This is a genomic window from Methylobacterium oryzae, assembly GCF_036441375.1.
GTDB lineage: Bacteria > Pseudomonadota > Alphaproteobacteria > Rhizobiales > Beijerinckiaceae > Methylobacterium > Methylobacterium oryzae_A.
The window spans coordinates 15,532-39,136 of sequence record NZ_MLCA01000002.1; the positions used below are offsets into that span (position 1 = coordinate 15,532).

At 72.0% G+C, this 23,605-nt stretch carries 24 protein-coding genes and 1 pseudogene; 17 read left to right on the forward strand and 8 right to left on the reverse strand.

The annotated features are described in order from the left end of the window. The first annotated feature begins 16 nt into the window (after window positions 1–16). The 4 genes from MOTC310_RS08420 to MOTC310_RS08435 all read left to right on the forward strand — a co-directional run bounded on the left by MOTC310_RS08420 (window position 17) and on the right by MOTC310_RS08435 (window position 4,494). The gene (locus MOTC310_RS08420; protein ID WP_331292627.1) at window positions 17–436 is read left to right on the forward strand and encodes a PaaI family thioesterase; all 420 of its coding nucleotides are present in this window, start codon (window positions 17–19) and stop codon (window positions 434–436) included. Then, window positions 433–1,245 carry a VOC family protein gene (locus tag MOTC310_RS08425; RefSeq protein ID WP_331301496.1) on the forward strand — a complete coding sequence of 271 codons (813 nt, stop codon included), beginning with the start codon at window positions 433–435 and terminating at the stop codon, window positions 1,243–1,245. The genes MOTC310_RS08420 and MOTC310_RS08425 overlap by 4 nt, the downstream gene beginning before the upstream one ends. Then, window positions 1,242–2,765, forward strand: coding sequence for a class I adenylate-forming enzyme family protein (locus MOTC310_RS08430; RefSeq protein WP_331301497.1), 1,524 nt, complete (start codon window positions 1,242–1,244; stop codon window positions 2,763–2,765). The genes MOTC310_RS08425 and MOTC310_RS08430 overlap by 4 nt, the downstream gene beginning before the upstream one ends. Before the next feature lie 133 nt (window positions 2,766–2,898). Beyond that, window positions 2,899–4,494 carry an ABC transporter substrate-binding protein gene (locus MOTC310_RS08435; RefSeq protein WP_331301498.1) on the forward strand — a complete coding sequence of 532 codons (1,596 nt, stop codon included), beginning with the start codon at window positions 2,899–2,901 and terminating at the stop codon, window positions 4,492–4,494. Between the two features lie 68 nt (window positions 4,495–4,562). On the opposite strand, the gene MOTC310_RS08440 is transcribed toward MOTC310_RS08435, so the two are convergent. The 6 genes from MOTC310_RS08440 to MOTC310_RS08465 all read right to left on the reverse strand — a co-directional run bounded on the left by MOTC310_RS08440 (window position 4,563) and on the right by MOTC310_RS08465 (window position 9,074). After that, on the reverse strand, window positions 4,563–4,976 hold the full coding sequence (locus MOTC310_RS08440) for a VOC family protein (protein ID WP_331301499.1): 414 nt from the start codon (window positions 4,974–4,976) through the stop codon (window positions 4,563–4,565). A gap of 48 nt (window positions 4,977–5,024) precedes the next feature. Then, window positions 5,025–6,092: a 5-oxoprolinase subunit C family protein gene (locus MOTC310_RS08445; RefSeq protein WP_331301500.1), complete on the reverse strand. Its 1,068-nt coding sequence runs from the start codon at window positions 6,090–6,092 to the stop codon at window positions 5,025–5,027. Then, a complete protein-coding gene (gene pxpB / locus MOTC310_RS08450; protein ID WP_331301501.1) occupies window positions 6,085–6,819 on the reverse strand; it encodes a 5-oxoprolinase subunit PxpB in 735 nt (244 codons plus the stop codon). The genes MOTC310_RS08445 and pxpB overlap by 8 nt, the downstream gene beginning before the upstream one ends. Then, complete coding sequence (locus tag MOTC310_RS08455; protein WP_331292633.1) at window positions 6,812–7,585, reverse strand: LamB/YcsF family protein; 774 nt, start codon at window positions 7,583–7,585, stop codon at window positions 6,812–6,814. The genes pxpB and MOTC310_RS08455 overlap by 8 nt, the downstream gene beginning before the upstream one ends. 26 nt (window positions 7,586–7,611) lie before the next feature. Beyond that, entirely contained in the window at window positions 7,612–8,868 is a 1,257-nt protein-coding gene (locus tag MOTC310_RS08460; protein WP_331292635.1) for a Zn-dependent hydrolase, read from the reverse strand. Then, window positions 8,865–9,074, reverse strand: coding sequence for a hypothetical protein (locus MOTC310_RS08465; RefSeq protein ID WP_331301502.1), 210 nt, complete (start codon window positions 9,072–9,074; stop codon window positions 8,865–8,867). The genes MOTC310_RS08460 and MOTC310_RS08465 overlap by 4 nt, the downstream gene beginning before the upstream one ends. A gap of 218 nt (window positions 9,075–9,292) precedes the next feature. Between MOTC310_RS08465 and MOTC310_RS08470 the strand changes: the two genes are divergently transcribed. The 5 genes and pseudogenes from MOTC310_RS08470 to MOTC310_RS08490 form a co-directional block, all read left to right on the forward strand. Next, window positions 9,293–10,099 (forward strand): amino acid ABC transporter ATP-binding protein, encoded by an 807-nt coding sequence (locus MOTC310_RS08470; RefSeq protein WP_331292636.1) that lies wholly within the window; start codon window positions 9,293–9,295, stop codon window positions 10,097–10,099. 34 nt (window positions 10,100–10,133) lie between these two features. Beyond that, on the forward strand, window positions 10,134–10,817 hold the full coding sequence (locus tag MOTC310_RS08475) for an amino acid ABC transporter permease (protein ID WP_331292637.1): 684 nt from the start codon (window positions 10,134–10,136) through the stop codon (window positions 10,815–10,817). Window positions 10,818–10,884: 67 nt separating this feature from the next. Further along, a complete protein-coding gene (locus MOTC310_RS08480) occupies window positions 10,885–11,694 on the forward strand; it encodes a transporter substrate-binding domain-containing protein (RefSeq protein WP_331292638.1) in 810 nt (269 codons plus the stop codon). A 68-nt stretch (window positions 11,695–11,762) separates the two neighbouring features. Beyond that, entirely contained in the window at window positions 11,763–12,443 is a 681-nt protein-coding gene (locus MOTC310_RS08485; protein ID WP_331292640.1) for a GntR family transcriptional regulator, read from the forward strand. A 26-nt stretch (window positions 12,444–12,469) separates the two neighbouring features. Further along, window positions 12,470–12,877, forward strand: a pseudogene (locus tag MOTC310_RS08490) (aminopeptidase P family N-terminal domain-containing protein); the annotation flags it as partial. A 338-nt stretch (window positions 12,878–13,215) separates the two neighbouring features. Here the strand turns inward: MOTC310_RS08490 and MOTC310_RS08495 are convergent. After that, on the reverse strand, window positions 13,216–14,367 hold the full coding sequence (locus MOTC310_RS08495) for an acyl-CoA dehydrogenase family protein (RefSeq protein WP_331301503.1): 1,152 nt from the start codon (window positions 14,365–14,367) through the stop codon (window positions 13,216–13,218). A 50-nt stretch (window positions 14,368–14,417) separates the two neighbouring features. After that, window positions 14,418–15,428: an ABC transporter substrate-binding protein gene (locus MOTC310_RS08500; protein WP_331301504.1), complete on the reverse strand. Its 1,011-nt coding sequence runs from the start codon at window positions 15,426–15,428 to the stop codon at window positions 14,418–14,420. A 322-nt stretch (window positions 15,429–15,750) separates the two neighbouring features. On the opposite strand from MOTC310_RS08500, the gene MOTC310_RS08505 reads away from it, so the two are divergent. The 8 genes from MOTC310_RS08505 to MOTC310_RS08540 all read left to right on the forward strand — a co-directional run bounded on the left by MOTC310_RS08505 (window position 15,751) and on the right by MOTC310_RS08540 (window position 23,588). Next, window positions 15,751–16,587 carry an IclR family transcriptional regulator gene (locus tag MOTC310_RS08505; RefSeq protein ID WP_246695446.1) on the forward strand — a complete coding sequence of 279 codons (837 nt, stop codon included), beginning with the start codon at window positions 15,751–15,753 and terminating at the stop codon, window positions 16,585–16,587. A 146-nt stretch (window positions 16,588–16,733) separates the two neighbouring features. Beyond that, a complete protein-coding gene (locus MOTC310_RS08510; RefSeq protein WP_331301505.1) occupies window positions 16,734–17,972 on the forward strand; it encodes an MFS transporter in 1,239 nt (412 codons plus the stop codon). Between the two features lie 172 nt (window positions 17,973–18,144). Then, window positions 18,145–18,954, forward strand: coding sequence for an N-acyl homoserine lactonase family protein (locus MOTC310_RS08515; RefSeq protein WP_331301506.1), 810 nt, complete (start codon window positions 18,145–18,147; stop codon window positions 18,952–18,954). A gap of 12 nt (window positions 18,955–18,966) precedes the next feature. After that, complete coding sequence (locus MOTC310_RS08520; RefSeq protein WP_149313684.1) at window positions 18,967–19,293, forward strand: NIPSNAP family protein; 327 nt, start codon at window positions 18,967–18,969, stop codon at window positions 19,291–19,293. 55 nt (window positions 19,294–19,348) lie between these two features. Further along, window positions 19,349–20,221, forward strand: a complete 873-nt coding sequence (locus MOTC310_RS08525; RefSeq protein WP_331301507.1) for an NAD(P)-dependent oxidoreductase — start codon at window positions 19,349–19,351, stop codon at window positions 20,219–20,221. A gap of 4 nt (window positions 20,222–20,225) precedes the next feature. Further along, window positions 20,226–21,662 (forward strand): aldehyde dehydrogenase family protein, encoded by a 1,437-nt coding sequence (locus MOTC310_RS08530; RefSeq protein ID WP_331301508.1) that lies wholly within the window; start codon window positions 20,226–20,228, stop codon window positions 21,660–21,662. Window positions 21,663–21,720: 58 nt separating this feature from the next. After that, window positions 21,721–22,122 (forward strand): carboxymuconolactone decarboxylase family protein, encoded by a 402-nt coding sequence (locus MOTC310_RS08535; RefSeq protein WP_149313681.1) that lies wholly within the window; start codon window positions 21,721–21,723, stop codon window positions 22,120–22,122. An 89-nt stretch (window positions 22,123–22,211) separates the two neighbouring features. Next, window positions 22,212–23,588 carry an MFS transporter gene (locus tag MOTC310_RS08540; RefSeq protein ID WP_331301509.1) on the forward strand — a complete coding sequence of 459 codons (1,377 nt, stop codon included), beginning with the start codon at window positions 22,212–22,214 and terminating at the stop codon, window positions 23,586–23,588. The last annotated feature ends 17 nt before the right edge of the window (window positions 23,589–23,605 follow it).

The window sequence follows — 23,605 nt, forward strand, 5'->3', positions numbered from 1 at the left end:
AGGAGATCCCGAAGCCATGTCCGACATCCCCCTCACCAAGGAGCAGGTCGAGGCGCTGCTGCTGCGCGGCCCTTTCCACCAGTGGCTCGGCCTCTCCGTCGTCTCGGTCGGCGCGGGCACTATCGAGCTGAAGGCGACGTGGCGGCCGGAATGGGTCGTCAACGCCGAGCGCGGCTACGTCCACGGCGGCATCCTGGCGACCCTCGTCGATCTCACCGCCGACTGGGCGCTGGTCTCCAAGACCGGCCGGGGCGTCCCCACCGTGGACCTGCGGGTCGATTACCACCGGGCCGCGATGCAGGGCGATCTCACCTGCCGCGGCACGGTGGTGAAGTTCGGCAACCAGCTCTCGGTGGCGGAGGCGCAGATCCTCGACGAGGAGGGGCGCCTGCTCGCGAGCGGCCGCGGCGTCTACATGACGGCGCCGGCGAGATGACAGGGCCGGACCTCGCCGCCCCGGCGGACAGGGCCCTCGACCACGTGGTGATCAACGTGCTGCGGCGGATGGACGAGGCGGCGGAGCTGTTCGCCGCCCTCGGCTTCCGCCTGACGCCGCGCGGCCACCACTCGCTGGGCTCCGTCAACCACCTGATGATGACGGCGGGCCCCTACCTAGAGCTCGTCGGCCTGCCCGAGACGGGTCCGCAGCGGCAGGACGTCTTGGACAGCCCGTTCGGCCTGAACGGGCTCGTCGTGGCGAGCCGGGACGCCGACGCGACGCATGCCCGCCTCGCCGCGGCGGGGCTCGCGGCCGGCCCGCCCGTCGCCTTCACGCGCCCCGTGACCGTCGACGGCCGCGAGGCGGCGGCCCGGTTCCGGACGGTGCGGGTGCCGGCCGACCGGTTCCCGGCGGGCCGCCTCTACCATTGCGAGCACCTGACCCCGGATCTCGTCTGGCGCCCCGAATGGCTCGACCATCCGAACGGTTTTTCGGGGATCGACGCGCTGAGGATCGAGAGCCCGGCCCCGGAGGCTGACGCCGCTCTCTACGCCGCCGCGACAGGCACCGCGGCCGAGGCCACGGGCGGCGGCTGGACCCTCCGGCTGGGCGAGACGCGGGTCGCGATCGTGCCGGGCGCGACGGCGCGCTTCGCCGCCCTGACCCTGCGCTTCCGCGGCCTCGACGCCCTCGAAGCCCGCGCGGGCGCGCTCCCGGAAGCGGCCTGGGTTCGGCACGGGCCGGACGCGGCCACGCTGACGCTACCGGCCTTCGACCTCCGTCTCGTGTGCAGGGCGGCCCCATGACGCGCGCGTCCAAGGGGCCGACCAATCTCGGCGATCTCGTCGACCGGTCCGGGCCGCCGGAAAGGCCGCTCATCATCGGTGTCGCCGCCGATGCCGAGCCCGAGGTGATGACCCGCGCCGGCCTCGATGCCCGGGCCGACGCCTTCGCCCGCGGCCTGCTGCGCGGCGGGATCGCGCGCGGCGAGCGGGTCGCGATCCTCTCGGCCAACCGGCCGGACACAGTCGCTTCCCTGCTCGGCGCGATGCGGGCCGGCGTGGTCCCGGTTCCGGTCAATCACAAGTTCCCGCCGACCACGATCGCCGCCGTGCTCGCCGATTCCGGGGCGCGGCTCGTGCTCTGCGACGGCCCGCGCTGGGCGATGCTCGCGGGGCTCGGCCCCGGCGTCCGGGTCGCCGGGTTCGACGACGACGGGCCGGAGGGCTTCGCGGCCTGGCTCGATCCCGGGCCCCTCGTGCCGATCGTCCCGGAGCCGGACGAGGCGGCCCTGTTCCTCTACACCTCCGGCTCCACGGGGCGACCGAAGGGCGTGCGGCTGAGCCATGCGAGCCACCTCTGGGTGGCGCGAACCCGCGCCGCGGAGACGGACCTGCGCGACGACCGGCTGCTCGTCGCGGCGCCGCTCTACCACATGAACGCGCTGGCCCTGGCGCTCCTCGTCTGCGCGGCCGGCGCCACGATGGTGCTGCTGCCCCAGTTCGAGGCGCGGGCCTACATCGCGGCGATCGACCGCCATCGCTGCACGTGGCTCACCGCCGTGCCCCCGATGATCGCCATGATGCTGCGGGAGCAGGATCTCCTGGCGGAGGCCGACCTGACCGGCGTGCGGACGGTGCGGATGGGCTCGGCGCCGGTCAACGACGCGCTCGCCCGGCAGATCCGCGCCCTCCTGCCGAATGCCCGCATTCTCAACGCCTACGGGACCACCGAGGGCGGCCCGGTCGTGTTCGGCGACCATCCGGACGGCCTGCCGACGCCGGTCGCGTCGGTCGGCGCGCCGCATCCCGAGGTGGACTTGCGCCTCGTCGGGCCGGAAGCGCCGGAGACGGGCGTCCTGCAGATGCGCAGCCCCGCGATCATGCTGGGCTACCACAACCGGCCGGACGTCCCCGTGCCGATCACCCCGGACGGGTTCTACGATACCGGCGACGTGTTCCGCCGCGACGCGGACGGGTTCTACTATTTCCTGGGGCGGACCGACGACATGTTCGTCTCGGGCGGGGAGAACATCTTTCCCGGCGAGGTCGAGCTGGTGCTGGAGCGCCACCCCGCGGTGCTCCAGGCCTGCGTGGTGCCCGTGGACGACGCCATCAAGGGCACCAAGCCCGTCGCCTACGTGGTCCGCCGGCCCGGCGCCGCCGTCGACGAGGCCGCCCTCAAGGAGCACGCGCTCGCCCAAGCGCCCGCCTACCAGCATCCCCGCCGGGTCTGGTTCGTCGAGGCGCTGCCGCTCGCCTCGACTGGCAAGATCGACCGCGCGGCCCTGCGCCTGCGCGCCGAGGAGACCGTCCGCGCCCAGTGACCGGGCCGGGCGGAACGGCGCTTGCAGGTTGTGTTCCTGCGGAATGCGCGCCCGCAGAAGGCATCCTCGCGAGGGATCCCGCCCGGCGCACCCGTCCCCGCCCGCCTGACCCGGAACGCCAGGAGTGACCCCCATGCTGCGACGAACCTTCCTCGGCGGCGCCGCCGCCGCGGCCGCCGCGCCGTTCCTGCCGGCGCGCCCGGCCCTGGCCCAGGGTGACCGGGCGAGCGTCCTGCGCTTCGTGCCGCAATCCGACCTCACCATCGTCGATCCGGTGACGACCACCGCCTACGTCACGCGCAACCACGCGCTCATGGTGTTCGACCAGCTCTACGGCCTCGACGCGCAGTTCACGCCGCAGCCGCAGATGGTCGAGGGCCACACGGTCGAGGAGGACGGGCGGCGCTGGACCTTCCGGCTGCGCGAGGGCCTGAGCTTCCACGACGGCGAGCCGGTGCGGGGCCGCGACTGCGTCGCGTCGATCCGGCGGTGGGCGCAGCGCGACAGCCTCGGGCAGGCCCTGATGGCGCGCACGGACGCCCTGGAGGCGCCGGACGACCGCACCTTCGTCATCCGCCTGAAGCGGCCCTACGGGCTGATGCTCGAGACGCTGGCGAAGCTCGGTCCGCCGGTCCTCGTCATCATGCCCGAGCGCCTCGCCGCCACCGACCCGGCCCAGCAGATCCCCGAACTGATCGGCTCCGGGCCGTTCCGGTTCAACACCAAGGAGCGGCTCGTCGGAGCCCGCGTGGTCTACGACCGCAACCCGGATTACCGGCCCCGCGAGGGCGGCCCCGTCTCCTGGGTGGCGGGGCCGAAGCGGGTCCATTTCGACCGGGTCGAGTGGCAGGTCATGCCCGATCCCGGCACCGCGGCCGCCGCCCTCCAGAACGGCGAGGTCGACTGGTGGGAGAACCCGATCAGCGATCTCGTGCCGACGCTGCAGGCCCACCCGCAGATCGCCACGCAGCTCGCCTCGCCGCTCGGCAACCTCGGCACCGGCGTCATGAATCACCTCTACCCGCCCTTCGACAAGCCCGCGGTCCGGCGCGTGGTCCTCGAGGCCCTGTCGCAGGCGGACTTCATGGCGGCCGCCGCCGGCGACGATCCCAAGCTGTGGCGCAAGGATGTCGGCCTGTTCACGCCGGGGACCGCGATGGCCACCGATGCCGGCCTCGACGTGCTCACCCGGCCGCGCGATCTCGCGAAGGCCAGGCGCGACCTCGTCGCGGCCGGCTACAAGGGCGAGCGCGTCGTGCTCATGTCGACGAGCGAGAACCCCGTGCTCGGCGCCCTTGGCGAGATCATGCACGACCTGCTCCAGCGCCTGGGGATGAACGTGCAGTACGTCGTGTCCGACTGGGGCACGCTGGTCACGCGCCGCGCCAGCAAGGCGCCCCCCGACCAGGGCGGCTGGAACATCTTCAACACGACCTGGACCGGCCTCGACATGGCCAACCCGGTGGTGGAGCAGGTCCTGCGCTGCGGCGGTCCGAAGGGCTTCTTCGGCTGGCCGGACCTGCCCGAACTGGAGAGCCTGCGCGAGGCCTGGATCGAGGCGCCGGACCAAGCGGCGCGCAAGGCGATCGCGGCCCGGATGCAGACCCTGGCGATGCGCGACGTGCCGTACCTGCCGACCGGCCAGTACTTCTACCGGACGGCCTTCCGGCGCGACCTTCAGGATTTGGTCGACGGCCAGTTCGTCTTCTGGAACGCCCGGCGCGCCTGACGAGCGGTGCGGCCCAGCTGCCCGTCGCCGCTCCGGCGACGGGTGGCTGCAAGGGGCGCGGGCGCGCGTCAGTGCGCGAAGACGCCGGCCAGATCCCGGAAGCCCTTGATCTCGATCGGATTGCCGCTCGGGTCGAAGAAGAACATCGTCCGCTGCTCGCCCGGCTCGCCGGCGAAGCGGATGACCGGCGGGATGTCGAAGGCGATGCCGGCCGCCTCGATGCGCCCGGCGAGCGCCTCCCAGGCGTCGAGCGGCAGCACCACGCCGAGATGCGGCATCATCACCAGGTGCTCGCCGACCTTCCCGCTCCGGGTGGTGGCGAAGGGCTCGCCCAGGTGCAGCGACATCTGATGGCCGAAGAAGTCGAAATCGACCCAGGTCTCGGTGCTGCGGCCCTCCCGGCAGCCGAGGACGCCGCCGTAGAAGCGGCGCGCCGCGTCGAGGTCGGTGACGTGGTAGGCGAGATGGAACGGCGTGAGCATCGACGGTCTCTTGCTTGCTGGGCTCGGTGAGAGGGGGTTGCGGCGCCGTCAGGGCGCCGGATCGGGGACGCGCGCCGAGACGACGCCGCCGACGAGGTTGCAGGACAGCAGGAACGCGCTGTCGAGAGCGCCGCCGCCGGCCGGCACCAGCGCCGCCAGCCGCGCGGCCAGAGCGCTTCGAGCCGCGCGGGCGATGGCCTGCGCCTCCGCGACGGCGACGGCCGCGAACCGGATCGTCTCGCCCGGCCGCACCTGCGCCAAGCGGCCGAGATCCGCCGAGATCACGGTGGCGATCTTGGGGTAGCCGCCGGTGGTGTGGCGGTCGGCGAGCAGGATCAGCGGGCGCCCGTGGCCGGGCACCTGGATCGAGCCGTTCACGATCCCGTCGGAGACGATGTTGAAGCCGTCCGCGTGGGCGATCGGCGGCCCGTCGAGGTGGCAGCCCATCCGGTCCGCCCGCGCCGTGAGCGTGTAGGGCGCGGAGAGGAAGGTCCGCAGGCCGTCCGCGGTGAAGCCGTCGGCCTGCGGCCCGAGAACGACCCGGATCGGCCCGCCGAAGGTCGGCCGGTGGGGCGGCGGCAGGGTCAGCGGACGGTCGCGGGGCGCGGGCGCGGCGAGGGGCAGCAGGTCGCCCGCGGCAAGGGGGTTGCCGTCGAGNAGGTCGCCCGCGGCAAGGGGGTTGCCGTCGAGGCCGCCGAGGCGGGTGCGGGTGTGCGTCGCGACGCTGCCGAGCATCGGCGCGACCGCGAAGCCCCCGGCGACCGCGAGGCAGGCGCGCAGGCCCTGCCGCGGAGCGCCGAAGGTGAGCCGGTCGCCCCGCCGCAGGTCGTGGGCCGTGAACAGGTCGAGGGCGCGGCCGTTCAGGCTCAGGGCGAACGGCGCCCCGGCGAGGGCGACGCGGCAGGTCTCCGTCTCGCAGACGAGGGTCGGACCGACCATCGCCATCTCGATCACCGCGGCGTCGAGCGGGTTGCCGACGAGGCCGTTGGCCAGGGCGAGCAGGTCGGGATCCATCGCGCCGGACCCCGAGATGCCGTAGCGGAGGTAGCCCGACCGCCCGGCATCCTGCAGGGTCGAGGACACGCCGGGGGCGACGACGCGCAGGCCCTCAGGCATCGATCCGCTCCAGGATGGCGACGGTCTCGCCGGCACGGGCGGCCTCGCTGAGGGCATCGAACGCGGCGCGGTCGATCGGCTCGAACCGGATCAGGTCGCCGGCCGCGAACAGGAACGGCTCGGCCCGGGCCGGATCGTAGGAGCGCGCGGGCGTGCGGCCGATGAGCTGCCAGCCGCTCGGCAGCTCCAGGGGCGGCGAGACGCCGGTCTGGTTGCCGCCGATCGAGACGCTGCCCGCCGGGGTCTTGGGCCGGGGATCGGTGCGCCGGCTCGCGTGGAGCCGGGGATCGAGGCCGCCGAGATAGGCGAAGCCGGGGGCGAACCCGATCATGTAGACGCGGTAGTCGCGGCCGGCATGGAGCGCGACCACCTCCTCGGGGCTGAGTCCGGCCCCGGCGGCGAGGTCGGCGAGGTCGGCGCCGTGCTCGTCGCCGTAATGGACCGGCACCCGCCAGCGGCGCAGCGCCCCCGCCGCCCCGTCCGGTGGCGGCCAGTGCGCGGCGATCAGCGCGACGAGGTCGTCCCGGGGCAGCAGGTCCGGATCGTAGAGGACGAGGAGCGAGCGGTAGGTCGGCACGGTCTCCAGGAGGCCGGGGCGGGCGGCGCCGCGGAGCGCCGCGTCGAGGGCGATGACCCGCGCGTTGAGGGCCGGGTCGACCGCGCGGCCGAGCTCCACCGTCAGCGCCCGGTCGCCGCTATCGAGGAGGCGGTAGCCGGCCTCAGACACCGAGCACCTCGGCCATCGGGCGCAGGGCGATCCCCTTGGCGGCGCAGTCATCGCGCAGGCGGCGCGCCATGGCGACGGCGCCGGGCGTGTCGCCGTGGACGCAGACCGTGTCGATCCGCGTCGGGATGCGCCGCCCGGACAGGCAGGTGATCGCCCCGTCCTCCAGCATCCGCGCCACGCGCGCCGAGACGGATTCGGGATCGTGCAGCACGGCGCCGGGGAGCTTGCGCGAGACCAGGGTGCCGTCATCCGCGTAGGCGCGGTCGGCGTAGATCTCGCGCGCGATCGGCAGCCCGAGTTTCTCGCCGGCCCGCTCGGTCTCCAGGCCGGGCATCACCACGAAGATCAGGTCGCGGTCGAGGGTGCGGATCGCCCGGGCCACCGCCAGGGCGAGGTCGGCATCCTCGTTGGCCATGTTGCCCATGGCCCCGTGGGTCTTCACGTGGCGCACCGGGCAGCCGGCATCCTGCGCCAGCGCCAGGAGGGCGCCGACCTGGTAGAGGACCGCCTTCTCGATGTCGGCCGGGCGCTCGCCGTGAATCGGCCGCCGGCCGAAGCCCCAGAGGTCGAGGAAGCTCGGGTGGGCGCCCGCCTGCACGCCGTTCGCGGCGGCGCGGCTCAGGGTCTCGTGCATCACCAGCGGGTCGCCGGCGTGGAAGCCGCAGGCGATGTTGGCCGAGGTCGCCACGGTCAGCATCTCGGAATCGTCGCCCAGGCGGTAGACGCCGAAGCCCTCGCCCATGTCGCAGTTCAGATCGACGATCATCGGTGCATCCTTTCTCTCGCGCGGGGTCAGGCTTCGGCGGCGAGGTGGGCCACCAGGGTCGCGGCCGCGCAGAGATCCTCGATCCGCATCGCCTCGTCGGGGTTGTGGCTGCCGTTCTGGTTGCGGATGAAGATCATCGTGCTCGGCACGCCCTGGCCGGCCAGCGTCGCGGTGTCGTGCCCCGCCCCGCTCGCCATCGTGCGGAACGGCGTCCCGAGCCGGCGCGCGTGCCCGGACAGGGCCTCGACCAGCGCGGCGCTCATCCGCGCCGGGGTGCTGCCGGTGCGCTCGCCCAGGACGAAGCGCACCGAGCGGGCGGCCTCGACGGCGGCGACGCGCTCGGCGAGCGCCACCTCGACCCGGTCGAGGACGGAAGGCTCGGTGCTGCGCACGTCGAGGCAGAAGCGGACCTCGCCGGGGATCTTGGCGAAGGCGTGCTGGACCGGGTCGGTGGCGACCTCGCCCAGCGTGATCGTGGCCGGGGAGCCCTCCGCCTCCAGCGTGCCCCAGAGCGCGTCCAGGCCGGCGATCAGGTCGGCGAGGGCGAAGACGGCGTCGCTGCGCTCGCCCCGCGCCACGGCACCGGAATGGCCGTAGCGGCCGTAGCAGGCTGCCTTGCGGTAGCGGAAGCTGCCGCTGATCGCCGTGACGAAGCCGACAGGGATCCCGGCCGCCTCCAGCGCCGGACCCTGCTCGATATGCATCTCCACGAAGCCGTGGATCCGCGCCGGGTCGAGGAGCCGCTCGCCCCGCGCCACCGCCTCCGGCCGCAGGCCGAGGTCGGCCATGTGGTCGCGCAGGCTCCGGCCGGTATCGGCGCGGGGCAGATCGAGCACCTCGGGCGGCAGCAGGCCGAACGCGGCCCGGCTCCCGACATAGGAGGCCGGGAACCACACGCTCTCCTCGGCCCGGAACACCGCCACCGTCACGGGACGCGCCGGCACGATCCCCGCCCGGCGCAGGGCCTCCACGGCCGCGAGACCGCCGATCACGCCCGCCGCCCCGTCGAAATTGCCCCCGTGGGGCACCGTGTCGACGTGCGACCCGACCATCCAGTGCGGCAGCGCCGGGTCGCGGCCCGCCATCGTCAGGAACAGGTTGCCGGCCGCGTCGGTCTCGGCGGTCAGCCCGAGCGCCAGCCCGGTGGAGCGCATCAGGGCGTGGGCGCGCTCCTCGCCGGCGCCGTAGGCCGCCCGCGTCACGCCGGGGACGTCCTGGCTGAAGCTCAGAAGCTCGGCGAATAGGCCGGCACAGAAATCCGGGTCGATCGCGAGGCCGGTCATGCCGGCTGCCCGCTGCGCGCGGCCCCCGACCGTCGCCGATCCCCGGCATCCGGTTCGGCGCGGATCGCGGGACCGCGGCCGGCGCGGTAATCCAAGGCCGGAGCCCGCCGACGCGCCGGCCCGAGCCGGTCCAGCGGCTGAACAATGAGGCACAGGTTCGGCGCGGTCGCGAAGGGAATACCGGAACCGAGGAGCTCGATGACCATGTCGGAGGCAGCCATGCTCAAAAATACCGCTTGAATGCCGGCGGTATACCGGCTCTGCTAAGGCATCGAAGCGGTCTTGGCAACGTAAAACTGGTCGATTTCGAAATAAAATCTCCGTTTTTATAGATCTTCCAAGCACAATATCAGCAGATTTGCGCCGGACTTGCGCGGCTCGAAGCAGAGAACCGCGGCATGACCGCATCACAGCAGGTTCGACGATGGCTCAGATCGACACGGCCGCGCCTCCGCTCCTGAAGATCAGGAAGCTGCACAAGAGCTACGGTGCCAACGAGGTCCTGAAGGGCATCTCTCTCGACATCCACGAGGGCGAGGTCGTGTCGATCATCGGCGCGAGCGGCTCGGGCAAGAGCACGTTCCTGCGCTGCCTGAACCTCATGGAGACGCCGACCTCCGGCTTCATGGATTTCGAGCGCTTCGCCTTCGACTACGAGCAGGGCGCCCGCCGCCAGCCGACGCCGCAGCAGCTCTGCGAGCTGCGCGCGCGGATCGGCATGGTCTTCCAGAGCTACAATCTCTGGCCGCACATGACCGTGCTGGAGAACGTCATCGAGGCGCCGATCCGGGTGCGCCGGCTGCCGCGCCGGCAGGCGGTCGCGGAGGCCGAGGCGCTGCTCCAGCGCATCGGCCTCTACGAGAAGCGGCACGCCTACCCGTCGAAGCTCTCCGGCGGGCAGCAGCAGCGCGTGGCGATCGTGCGCGCCCTGGCGATGGCGCCCAAGGTGATGCTGTTCGACGAGGTGACCTCGGCCCTGGACCCGGAGCTGGTGGGCGAGGTGCTGGCGCTGATGGGTTCCCTCGCGGCGGACGGGATGACGATGCTGCTCGTCACCCACGAGATGGCCTTCGCCCGGGATGTCGGCACCCGCACCCTGTTCTTCGACGGCGGCGTGATCGCCGAGGACGGGCCGCCGGACGACATCATCGGCGCGCCCCGGAGCGAGCGGCTGCGCCAGTTCCTCCGGCGCGTGCTGCATCAGCCCGCCGCGCCCGGACAGACGGCGTGAGCCGCCGGCCCATCCTCGAGGAGATCGGACGGCGATGAGCGGCACGGCGTTGCAGGAATGGTGGCTCACCCTCTCAGACGAGGTCGTCACCTACGGCCCCGGCTTCCTCTCGGCGACCCTGGTCGTGCTCGGCGTCACGGTGGCGAGCATCCTGGTGAGCTGGGTCTGCGGCCTGCTCGGGGCGCTGGGCAAGCGCTCGTCCTTCGCGCCCTTCCGGGCGCTGGCGAGCTTCTACGTCTGGTTCATCCGGGGCACGCCGACCCTGGTCCAGATCTTCATCGTGTATTTCGGCATGCCGCAGATCGGGGTGAAGCTCTCGCCGATCACGGCCGGCATCATCGCGCTGGGCGTCAGCAGCGGCGCCTACGTGGCCGAGACCATCCGGGCCGGCCTCGCGGCGATCCCCCGCGGTCAGGTCGAGTCGGCGCTCGCGCTCGGCATGAACCCGCGGATCATGATGGTGCGGATCGTCCTGCCCCAGGTCTTCCGCATGATCCTGCCCTCGCTGACCAACGAGGCGATCTCGGCGGTCAAGAACACCTCGCTCCTGTCGACGATCACGGTCGTGGAACTGACGCTCTACGCGCAGCTCATGATCGCCACGACCTTCCGGCCGTTCGATTTCTACATCGCGGCGGCGCTGATCTACCTCGGCCTCACGTCGATCCTGTCGCAGCTCTCGGCCTATTTCGAGCGGCGCTACGCCCGCCTGTCCTGAGCCTTCCCCCGCCGCGGGACGGGCCGCGGCCGACACCTCCCGCCCCGTCCCGAGACCGGAGATCACCATGAACCGCCGCCACGTCCTCGCCCTCGCCGCCCTCTGCGCCAGCCTCGGCGCCGGCCTCCTCGCCGCCCCCGCGACCCGCGCGGCCGAGGGCAAGCTGGAGCTGATCGAGCCCGGCAAGCTGATCGTGGCGACGGACAGCACCTTCGCGCCCTTCAGCATGCGCGCGCCGAGCGGCGAGCTTGACGGGCTGGAAGTCCGGGTGATGCGCGAGGTCTGCCGGCGGATCGGGCTCGAGTACAGCCCGGTCAACATCAAGTTCGACGCCCTGCTGGTGGGCCTGATGGCCGATCAGTACGACATCACCAGCGAGTCGATGGACATCACCCCCGCCCGGCAGAAGCAGGTCGCCTTCGCGGACGGGTGGCTCGAATCCGGAGCGCGGATCGTCACCCGCAAGGATACCGGCATCAAGGGGCCGGAGGATCTCAAGGGCCGCAACGTCGGGGCGCTCTCGGCCTCGACCTTCGGCAAGCTCGCCGAGGAGCACGGCGCCAACCTGAAGAGCTACAAGACTGCCGCGGACGCCATGCAGGATCTCGTCGGCGGCAACATCGACGCGGTGATCAACGACGCGGTGGCCGGCAACTACGCCATCAAGGCGCGCAAGCTGCCCCTGGTGATGATCGAGACCCCACTGAGCACGGTTCAGAAGGGCTTCGCCATCAAGAAGGGCAAGCCGAACCTGCACGCCGCCGTCAACAAGGCCCTGGCCGAGATGATCGCTGACGGTACCTATGCCAAGCTCGTCACGCCGCTGATCGGCTATGACCCGGCCCCGAAGGCGCCGATCCGCACGCCCGCCATGTAGGCGGGCGCGGCGGACGCCGGAGAACAAGAAAATGGGGGCGGCCCGGACGGCCGCTCCGGGAGGACGCCATGAAGACCCTCGACGCATCGTCGTACACGACGGCGCTCAGTGCCCGGCGCGAGCAGAGCCTCGGCCAGATGGCCTACGACCGGCTGCTCGACATGCTCGTCCGCCGCGACCTTCCGGCCGGCACGGTGCTGCACGAGCGCCGCCTCGCCGAGATGCTCGACATCTCCCGGACCCCGACCCGCGAGGCGATGTCGCGGCTGGAGACCGAGGGGCTGATCGAGCGGCAGCCCGGCGGAATGCTGGTGGTCAAGGAATTCTCCCTGCGCGACCTGATCGAGATCCTGCATGTTCGCCGCCTGCTGGAGCGGGAGAGCGTCGTGCTAGCGACCGGCCGGATCGCCGACGCGGTGCTGGCGGACCTGCAGCGGCAGATGGAGGCGCTCCTGGCGGCGGGCGACCCGGACGCGCCGGGCAACTGGGAGGTCGACCGGCGCTTCCACGACCTGATCGCGGATCACAGCCACAATGCGATCCTCGCCAAGACGATCAAGGACCTGCGGCTCAAGACGCAGATGTTCAACCTGAGCCGGATGCCCGAGCGGTTCGAGGCGGTCCATCGCGAGCACCTCGCGGTGGTCGCCGCCCTGCGGGCCCGGGACGCGGCGGCGGCGGCGGACGCCATCGCGGCCCATCTCGAGAATTTCAAGCAGGGCATCATCCGGCGCCTGAGCGAAGTCTGAGCGGAGTCTGGGGCGAGGGCGGCGCGATGCACGAATTCACCCACCTGCGCGGCCGCGAGGCGGCCTTCCCGGAGGCGGAGTTCGCCGCCCGGCAGGCGGCGGCCCGGGCCGCCATCGCGGCGGCGGGCCACGACGCCCTCGTGGTGACCGGCCCGGAGACGATCTACTGGCTGACCGGTCGCCAGACGGCGGGCTACTTCGCCTTCCAGGCCCTGCTCGTGCCGGCGGAGGGCAACCCGGCCCTCCTGGTCCGGCAGCTCGAACTGCCGGGCGCGGCCGCCAACACGTGGCTCGACGACATCCAGGCCTATCCGGACGGCGCCGACCCGGCCGAGGCCCTGGCGGCGCTCGTGCGCGGGCGAGGGCTCGGCCGGCCGGCCCTTGAGCGGGACGGCTGGTTCGTCGCGCCGGCGCTCGCGGCGCGGATCGACGCCGCCCTCGGAAGCGGCCCGCTGCCCGACGGATCCGGCCTGCTCGCGCCCCTGCGGGCGGTGAAGGGGCAGGGCGGCCCGGCCGCAGCGCCGGATCAGCCGGGCGGCGGTGCCGGCCGCGAGGCCGAACCCGCCGTCCGCCTCGGAAACCAGCGCCAGCGGCAGGCCGTTCTCGGCCAGCGCCGACCAGAGATCCGCGGGCCAGGCGGCCGCTCCTGCGGCGCCGTCGCAGGCCGTGCGCAGCGCCGGCGTGAGGTGCTGGGCGAGCAGGCGCTCGACCTGATCCAGGACGATCCCGGCGACCTCGTCGCCGGTCTCCTCCGCGGCGTGCTCGGTCCGGCTCATCGCAGCCCCAGCCCGCGGGCGATGACGCCGCGCAGGACCTCGCGGGTGCCGCCGCGCAGCGTGAAGGACGGCGCCCTCAGCGTGACGCCGCCCAAAGCCTCGCGGAAGGCGTCGCCCTGGGCCGCGAGGCTCGGCTCGACCGGCACCAGCCGCCGGGCGATCTCCGGCACCGCGCGCTCGAAGCCGTTGCCGACGTCCTTGACCAGAGCCGCCGCGACGCTTGGCACGATGCCCCGGTCGAGCAGGCGGGCCACCGAGGCCGACATGCCCAGCAGCGCCGTGAGCTGCGCGACCATCCGCCCGGTCTCGACCGCCTGGAACCGGTCGGGTTCCGGCCCGATCCGGTCGACGAGTTCGACGAGCAGCCGGTAATCCGACAGGAACCGGTCGGGCCCCGAGCGCTCGAAGGCGAGCTCCTCCGTGACGAGGCCCCAGCCCGCGCCCTCCGCACCGACCCGCATCGCGTCGGGCACGCGGTGATCGGTGAAGAACACCTCGTTGAACTCGTGATGGCCCGACAGGTCGAGGATCGGCCGCACCGTCACCCCCGGGGCCGCCATGTCGACGATGAACTGGGTCAGCCCGCCGTGCCGGTCCGGCCCGGGCTCGCCGGTCCGGACCAGGGCGAGCAGGTAGTCGACCTGATGGGCGTTCGTCGTCCAGATCTTGGAGCCGTTGATGACCCAGCCGTCGCCGTCGCGCACTGCCCGGGTCCGCACGGCGGCGAGGTCCGAGCCGGAATTCGGCTCGCTCATGCCGATGCCGAAGGCGCATTCCCCGCTGCAGATGCGCGGCAGGATCGCCCGCTTGGCCGCCTCGGTGCCGTGTCGCAGGATCTGCGGACCCGACTGGCGGTCGGCGATCCAGTGCGCGCCGCAGGGCGCACCGGCCGCCAGCATCTCCTCGGTGACGACGAAGCGGACGAGGCCGGATCGGGCGTGGCCGCCATAGGCCTCCGGCAGGGTCAGGCCGATGAAGCCCGCTGCGCCGGCGCGCCGGCTGAAGGCGGCGTCGAAGGTCGTCCACGAGGTCCGGTGCGGCACGAAATGGCCGTCCGCCCGTTCCGCGTCGAGGAAGGCGCGGACAGAGGCGCGCGCGGCCTCGGCCTCGGGCGGGAGCGGCTCGGCGCTGAAGCGGAAACTGTGCATCGGGGCTCCGTGAGCGGCGGGACGGGCGGGCGGCGCGGGATCCGGGCCGCTCAGCTGCCGTCGCGGCCCTCGAGGCCGGGGAAGAAGATCTCCTGCCAGTCGCCCGGGACCTTCCGCAGGAAGCCCTGTGTCGCCATCGCCTTGGCGAGGTTGACCATGCCCTTCGGCGCCACGTCGTAGACGATGGACCCGTCGGTCAGGATCGTCTCGACCTGCGCGCGGTCGATCTGCACCTGCTCGGAGGCGAGGTAGATCGTGGCCGCGCGCTTGGGGTCGCTGCGGATCAGCGCGACCGCGTCCTCCATCCCGGCGCGGATCGCCTGCGCGACCTTCGGATTCGCGTCGACGAAGCCCTGCTTGGCGTTCAGGGTGGCGGCGGTGATGTCGCCGCTGCCGATCAGGCCGGTCGAGGTCATGACCGTCCGGATCTTGGGATCGGCCTGCAGGACCTGCGTGAACGGCGGCGTGGCGAAGTAGCCGGCGATGCCCTGTCCGGCGCGCATCGCCGCGGTGGCGTCCGGATGGGGCAGGCTTACCATCAGCGCGTCGGCCTTGGCCGATCCGCCGAGCTGCTGGGCCGCCGCGACCCGCAGCAGGATCGCCTGGGGTGAGTTGAAGGCCGGGACCGCGATCTTGTCGCCGAAGGTGAAGTCCTTCAGCGCGGCGACGCCGGGCTTGCCGGTGAACAGCGTGTATACGACCGAACTCAGGGCGGTGAGGCTCTTGATCTGCTGGCTCCCACGGGTCTTGTCCCACGCGATCAGGGCACCGGCCGAGCCGAGGGTGCCGAGTTCGACGCTGTCGGAGAGCAGCGCGTCGTTCATCGCGGACGAGCCGCTGAACCGGGTCAGCGTCACGGTCAGCCCGTCGAGCCCGGCTTCCTTGGCGCGCTTGTCGAACAGCCCCTCGCTCTGCGCGATCATCACCGGCAGGTAGACGAGGCCGTATTGCAGGCCGATGCGGACGGAGGCCGTCTCGGCCCGCGCCGCCCCGCCGAGGGCCGGGAGCATCAGGGCGGCGGCGAGGAGGCGCGCGGCGACGGCCGCGTGGCGGATCGACATCGGCATTCCTCCCGAACAGGGCCGCGCTTGCCGCGCGGTCTCCCGGTGCCGGTCGGTCAGACGAGCCCGACACCGCGGGCGAGTAGGGCAGAGCGCGCACCCGGCTTCAACCGCCATCGCCCATCTGCTGAAGAATATCACATGTGTGATGGGGCGTGTCGTCGGTGCAGGCGCTATACTGCCGGCCGATGGCGCGCGGGCTCGCGCTGCCGCAGGGGAGACGCGCCGGCGATGCGCCGCGAGAACACCGGATTCGCGCAGGGGCGATCAGGGCCGGTACGAACCATGCGGCCTCCGCGAGAGCCGGTCCGCGGGTTCCCACATGGGTGAGGGCATCGGTGAGCGGGGCGCCGCGTGCACCGACCTGACGGTGGGGGCCGATCCCGCCGGCGCGGATCTGACCCTGGTCAAGTCCGCCGGACGGGTGCTCCAGATCCTGGAGCTGTTCGACGAGATCCAGCGCGAGGCCCGGGTCTCCGAGATCGCCGAGCGGCTGAACTTTCCGCAATCCTCGACCTCGGTGCTCCTGAAGAGCCTCGTCCGTCTCGGCTACCTCGATTACGACCCGGCGCGCCGCAGCTTCCTGCCATCGCCCCGGGTGGCGCTCCTCGGCGCGTGGCTCGACAAGGGGCCGGTGCGCGACGGCAGCCTCGTGCGCATGCTCGAGCACCTCTCCGAGCGCACGGGCGGCACGGTGATCCTCGCCGCGCGCAACGCGATCTTCTCGCAATACGTCCACGTCCTGCAGGCGCGCACCGCCATGCGCTTCCACGTGCCGCCCGGGACGCGCCGCCTCGTCGTCTGGTCGGCGACCGGCACCGCGCTCCTCGCGGACAGCCAAGAGGCCGAGATCGGTCCGCTGGTCCGCCGGACGAACGCCGAGGCACCGGCCGAGCAGCCGCCGATCGCGCTCGCGGCCGTCCTGGCCAATCTGGCGCGGCTGCGGCGGAACGGGCACTTCTTCTCCCGCGGCCTCGTCACGCCGGGCGCCGGCTCGATCGCGGTCCCGCTGCCCAAGCGCATCGACAGCAAGGGCCGCCCGCTCGCGGTCGCGGTATCGGGCCTGCTCGACGCGCTCGAGCATCGGGAAGCGGAGATCGCCGCGACGATCCACGACGCGGTCGCGCGGTTCCTGCCCGAGGATCCCGCGCGGCTCTGAGGCCGGTCGCCGCCGAGCCCGCCGTCACCTCCGAAGCCCGCGCACGGCTGCAGATCGAGGATTGCGGGGCTGGAGCGCCCGGCGGCGCGCTAGTGAAGCTCGAGGCCCTGCAGCCTCGAACGCGATCCAGTGGAGACGTCATCATCGTGCCCGGCGCCCCATCCGCGCGCAGTTTTGAGCCGCCCAAGGCGCCGCCGCGTCCGACCCTCGCCGGGAACGCCGCCCTCGGCGTGACGCAGATCGTCCTGTGGGGTGGCACCTTCTTCCTCACCGCGGTCGTCTCGGACCCGATCGTCGCCGAGACCGGCTGGCCGCAGGCGATGGTGGTGGGCGCGCTCTCGCTCGCGATCTTCGTGTCGGGCCTGCCGGCACCCGTCGTCGGCCGCATGATCCGGCGTCACGGTGGGCGGCCGGTCCTGGTCGCCGGCGCCACGATCATCGCGGCCGGCCTCGTGCTGATGGCGGTCGCACAGTCCCTGCCGGTCTTCCTGCTCGCGTGGGTGATCGCCGGCCTCGGCATGTCGGCCGCACTCTACGACCCGCTCTTCGCGGCGATCGGCCAGGCCTACGGCGCCGCCGCGCGCGGGGCGATGACCCAGATCGCGATCTCGTCGGGCTTCGCGGTCTCGCTCTGCTGGCCGGCCACGCGGTTCCTGGTCGATCATGTCGGCTGGCGCGGGGCCTGCCTCACCTACGCCATCCTGTCCGTCGCCCTCGTGGTCCCGCTCTTCGCCTGGGCCCTGCCGGCGCGGAGCCGGGCCGCGGTCGCGCCCGCTGCTGCGCCCCGGCCCCACGAGCCGGCCGGCTCGACCGAGGCGGCGCGCCTGCCGGCCGAGCGCCTGCTCGCCGTGACCTTCACCATGGCGGCGATGATCATGACCGCCGCCTCGGTGCAGCTGCTCAACCTGCTGCAGACGCTGGGCGTCGGCGCGACCGCGGCGGTGGCCCTGACCGGCCTGATCGGCCCCGCCCAGGTCGGCGTGCGCGTCGTCGAACTCGCCTTCGGGCGCCGCGCCCACCCGGCCTGGTCCCTGCTCCTGTCGAGCGCCAGCGTCGGGCTGGGCCTGCTGCTTCTGGCGACGCTGCCGTCCCTGGCCTGGCTCGCGATGCTGCTCTACGGCGCCGGCAACGGCATGCGCACCGTCGTGCGGGGGACGCTGCCGCTGGCGCTCTACGGACAGCGCGACTACGCGGCGGCGATGGGCCGGCTCGCCCGCCTCCCGCTCCTCGGCCAGGCGATCACCCCGCTAACCTGCGGCTACATCGCCGAATGGTTCGGCCTGATGCCGTTGCTGGAGGTGATGCTGGCCGTGGCGGCAATCAATCTCGGCCTGTCCCTCTGGGTGTTCAGCTTCGCGATGCGTCGCCCGGGCGCGCAGGCCTGATCGGAGCGGGAGCCTATCACGGGGTCCGCCGAGCGGGGTCGATGACCGGCGCCGTCAGACCCGGTTTTGCCAGATTGACAGATTGTCGGACGATGTGCTCCATTCGGTTCGCGGATGAGATGCATCCGCGAGGAAGAGCCGGATCAATCGGCCGCCTGAAGGAAACGCCCGCATGGACGCAGAGATCTACAAGATCTACGCGATCAAGTACGCGCATCATCACCGCATGGCCCGCGAGAACTTCATCGACGGGGACATCCACGACGGTCCGATGCCGATCGACTACTTCGTCTGGGTCGTCGTCGGCGGCGGCAGGACGGTCGTCGTCGACACCGGTTTCGACCGGGCGATGGCGACGAAGCGGGGCCGTCACATCGTGCGGCCGGTCGAGGAGGGCTTGGCGCGGATCGGGGTCGACCCGCTGCGGGTCGAGGACGTCGTCCTGACCCACCTGCACTACGACCACGCCGGCAACCACGACCTGTTCCCGAACGCCCGCTTCCACGTCCAGGAACGCGAGATGGCCTTCTGCACCGGCCGGTGCATGTGTCACCCGGAGATCCGCCACCCCTTCGCCGCAGAGGACGTGAAGGCGATGGTCGACCGCCTGTTCGAGGACCGCGTCCGCTTCCGCGAGACGACCGACACGCTCTGTCCGGGCATCACCCTCCACCGGGTCGGCGGGCATTCGGACGGCCTGCAGATCGTCCGGGTCCGCACCGCGCGCGGCTGGGTCGTGCTGGCCTCCGACGCCGCGCACTTCTTCGCGAATATCGGACGCCGGCTCGCCTACCCGATCGTCTACAACCTCGGTGACATGTTCGAGGGCTACCGGACAATCCGGCGTCTGGCCGAGTCCGAGGATCACATCGTCCCGGGCCACGATCCGCAGGTTCTCGCGATCTACCCGCCGGCGGCCGACGACGTCGCCGGCTGGATCGCGCGCGTCGACCTGCCCCCGACCGCTTCACCGACAACCTGACCGGAGGATTCCATGATCGTCGAGATGCGCGTCTACTACTGCGCCCCGACACGCCTGCCGGCGCTGCTGGAGCGGTTCCGCTCCACGACGCTCGGCTTCTTCCAGAAATACGGCATCGAGCAGGTCGGCTTCTGGACCACGCTCGTCGGTCCCGACAACCACGCGCTCACCTACCTGCTCAAGTGGGACGACATGGCCCAGCGCGAGGCGCGCTGGAACGCCTTCCAGGCCGATCCGGACTGGATCGCCGCCCGCGCAGAGACCGAGAAGGACCGGCCGATCGTCGCCCGGATCGAGAACACCTTCCTCACCCCCACGGACTTCTCCGCCCTGCGCTGACGGGGACACGCGGCGGCGGGCCGCTCCGGTCGTCGCCCAGAGGGACATTCACGGCATGGAACAGAGAACCATCGGCGTCATCGGCCTCGGCATGATGGGCGACCCCATGAGCCGGTGCCTCGCCAGGGCGGGGCACGCGCTCCGCCTGCTCGACGCGGACGCAGGCCGGACCGACGCGCTCACCCGGGATATCGGCGCGGAGACGCTCACGCGGGAGAACGCGGCCGGGCTCGACCTGCTGATCACGATGCTGCCGAACTCGGCCATCGTCGAGGCCGTGCTGCTCGACGAGGGCTGGGCCGACGCGCTCCCGGCCGGCGCCACCGTGATCGACATGAGCTCCTCGGAGCCGGTGCGGTCCCGCGCGCTCGGCGAGACGCTCGCCGGGAAGGAGCTCGGCTATCTCGACGCGCCGGTCTCGGGCGGCGTCCGGCGGGCGGTTGACGGCACGCTCGCGATCCTCGTCGGCGGCGAGGCCGATCTCCTCGCCCGCTGGCGGCCGGTTCTGGAGGCGATGGGCAGCTCCGTCCTGCATATTGGCCCGGCCGGATCGGGCCACGCCGCCAAGGCGCTGAACAACTTCGTCTCCGCCGCGGGCCTGCTCGCCACCGTCGAGGCGCTCCACGTGGCGCAGCGCTTCGGCATCGCGCCGGAGGCCATGACCGACGTGCTCAACGCCTCCTCCGGGCGCAGCAACACCTCCGAGAACAAGGTCAAGCAGTTCATGCTCAGCGGCAGCTTCGCCTCGGGCTTCTCGCTGAAGCTGATGGACAAGGATCTCGGCATCGCCGGTGCTCTGGCAGACTCGGTCGACTACCCGCTCGGGTTCGGCCGGCACTGCATCGAGACCTGGCACGCCATCGCCGCCGAGGTCGGGCCCGCGGCCGACCACACCGAGATGTACCGCCTGCTGGCCGAGGGAGCCTGAGACCATGGCGCTCCCGGACCTGAGCCGCTTCTACATCGACGGCGCCTGGGTCGAGCCGGTCGCGGCCCGGCCGTTCCCGCTGATCGATCCCGCCACCGAGACGGCGTTCGGCACCCTGGCGCTCGGCAGCGCCGAGGACGTCGACCGGGCCGTCCGCGCGGCCCGCGCCGCCTTCCCGGCCTTCTCGGAGACGGCGCCCGCCGATCGCGTCGCGCTCCTGCGCCGGATCCTGGCGCTCTTCGAGGAGCGGTTCGAGACCTTCGCCGAGACGATCCGGCAGGAGATGGGCTCGCCCATCGGCTTCGCCCGCAAGGGGCAGGCGGCGCGCGGGCCGGCGCACCTCAACGCGCTCATCGCGGTGATGGAGCGCTTCGCCTTCGAGGAGGACCGCGGCACCACCCGGATCCGGCGCGAGCCGATCGGCGTCTGCGGCCTGATCACCCCGTGGAACTGGCCGATCAATCAGATCGTCGTGAAGATCGCCCCGGCGCTCGCGGCCGGCTGCACGATGGTGCTGAAGCCCAGCGAGTACTCGGCCGTCAGCGCGATGCTGTTCGCGCAGGTCCTGCACGACGCCGGCGTGCCGCCGGGCGTGTTCAACCTCGTGAACGGGGACGGCCCCGGCGTCGGCGCCGCGATCGCCGCGCATCCGGGGATCGACATGGTCTCGTTCACCGGGTCGACCCGCGCCGGGATCGAGATCGCCCGGGCGGCGGCCCCGACCATCAAGCGCGTCGCGCAGGAGCTCGGCGGCAAGTCCGCCAACATCCTGCTTGAGGACGTCGACTTCGATCAGGCGGTCCGGCGCGGCGTCGCGGCCTGCTGCACCAATTCCGGCCAGTCCTGCTCCATCCCGACGCGGATGCTCGTGCCCCGGGCCCGGATGGACGAGGCGGCCGCCATCGCGGCCGAGGCCGCGGCGGGTTTCCGGCTCGGTCCGACCGCCGATCCCGAGACGGATCTCGGCCCGGTGGTCAATCGCACCCAGTACGAGCGCGTCGTCGGGCTGATCCGCACCGGCATCGCGGAGGGCGCGCGGCTCGTCGCCGGCGGCCCGGACCGGCCGGACCACCTCGACCGTGGCTTCTACGTCCGCCCGACAATCTTCGCCGACGTGACGCCCGAGATGACCATCGCGCGCGAGGAGATCTTCGGCCCGGTCCTGTCGATCCTCGCCTACGACAGCGAGGACGACGCGGTCGCGATCGCCAACGGCTCGCGCTACGGGCTCGCCGCCTACGTGCAGGGGCGGGACCGCGACCGGGCGCGCGCCGTGGCGCGGCGGCTGGTCGGCGGGCAGGTCCACATCAACTACCCGCCCCCGGACGTCCACGCGCCCTTCGGCGGCTACCGCCAGTCCGGCAACGGCCGGGAATGGGGCGAGGCCGGCCTCCAGGAATACCTCGAGACCAAGGCGATGATCGGCTTCGGCCTCGACTGATCCGTCCCGCGCGATGCGGCCGGCGCCCGCGCGCGTCGGCCTCGACCAGGAGAACCAGATGTCCGACGAGAGCGAGCTGTTCGGCCAGGGTTTTGAGAACCGCAAGACCGTCCTCGGCGCCGCCCATGTCGAGAAGTCCTGGGCCAATGCCGACGCGTTCAACCGCCCGGTGCAGCGGCTGGTGACCGAGTATTGCTGGGGCGCGGTCTGGGGCGACGAGACGCTGCCGTTCAAGACCCGCAGCATGCTCAACATCGCGATGCTGACCGCGATGAACCAGCATCACGAGCTCGGTGTCCACGTCAAAGGCGCGCTCAACAACGGCGTGACCAAGGACGAGATCCGAGCCGTGCTGATGCAGGCGCTCGTCTATTGCGGCGCCCCGGCGGCTCTGGCCGCCTTCCGGACCGCCTCCGCGGCGATCGCCGCGTGGGACGCGGAGCAGGCCGGCGACCGCTGATTTCGCGAACGACCGCGCGGGCGCGAGCCCGCGCCCCGGACCGACGCAGTCGAGAAATTGCGCGGCAAACGAGCAGGGAGGAGGACGCCATGTCGGTCACGTCGGCAGCCTTGGCAACGGACGCGGCGGGCGCGCGCCCGGCCGCGTCCCAGTCGATCGAGGAGAAGCGGAAGAGCGCCATACGCGGCGCATTCTTCTCCGAATACATCGACATGTTTGACATCTACCTGCCGGTGGTCGCGCTGGCGCCGGTGATGTTCATGTTTCAGCCGAAGAACCTGTCTCCCCAGATGGAGACGGTGCTGGCCTCGCTGGTCTTCATCACCACGCTTCTCGGCCGCCCGATCGGCGCGCTCATCTTCGGCCTGATCGCCGACAAGGTCGGCCGCCGGGCCGCCTCGATCTACTCGGTGGCGGGCTTCGGGGTGATCACGCTGCTGATCGGCCTGCTGCCCGGCTACGAGACGCTCGGCCTCGCCTCGTACATCTTGCTGGTGTTGCTGCGCTTCCTCGACGGCATCTTCCTCGGCGGCGGCTACACCGGGGCGATGCCGCTCGCCATCGAGTATTCCAAGAAGGACAAGCGCGGCTTCGTCGGCGGCCTGATCATCGCGGGCTTCCCGGCCGCCTACGTCAGCATCAACCTCATCACGATGCTGATGTTCTACCTGTTCCCGCTCGACGGGCCCGGGTCGCCCTACACGGTCTGGGGCTGGCGCATTCCCTTCATCGTCGGCGCGGCGCTCGCCGGCCTGCTCGCCCTCTACTACGTCCACAAGGTCTCGGAATCGGAGGTCTGGAAGAAGGAGGCCGCCGCCGGGGCGGTCCAGGCCGAGACGTCGCCCATGGCGGGACTGCTCTCCGGTAAGGCCGGTCGCGACCTCCTGCAGGTCCTGCTGCTGATGACCGGCTTCTGGATGACGCAGAACATCATCACGATCTACATGCCGACCGGCTTGCTGGTGAGGACCCTGCACCTCAACGGCTTCGCGCTGACCGCGACGCTGATGATCTGCTACACGATCCTGTTCTTCAGCTACATCGGCTCCGGATTGCTGGGGCAGGTCATCGGCCGCCGGCGCTTCTTCGTGATCGTCGGCCCGCTGATCGCGACGGTCGGCGCGTACATCCTCTACACGCTGACCGTCACGCCCGAGATGGCGTTCGGCACCCGCGTGCTGCTGGTCAGCCTCCTGGCGGTGATCGTGACCTCGCCCTGGGGCGTCATCGTCACCTACATCAACGAGCGCTTCGCCACCGATGTCCGCGCCACCGGCTTCGGCATCGGCTTCAGCCTCTCGGTGGTGATCCCGTCCTTCTACGCCTTCTACATGGACTGGCTGAGCGCGCTGATGCCGCTCGCGCTGACGCCCGTGGCCCTGCTGATCGTCGGCGGCCTGATCGGCACCGTGGGCGCGCTCATCGGGCCGGAGACCAGGGACGTCGATTTCGGCACCGGGCACTGAGCCGGATGCCGCGCGGA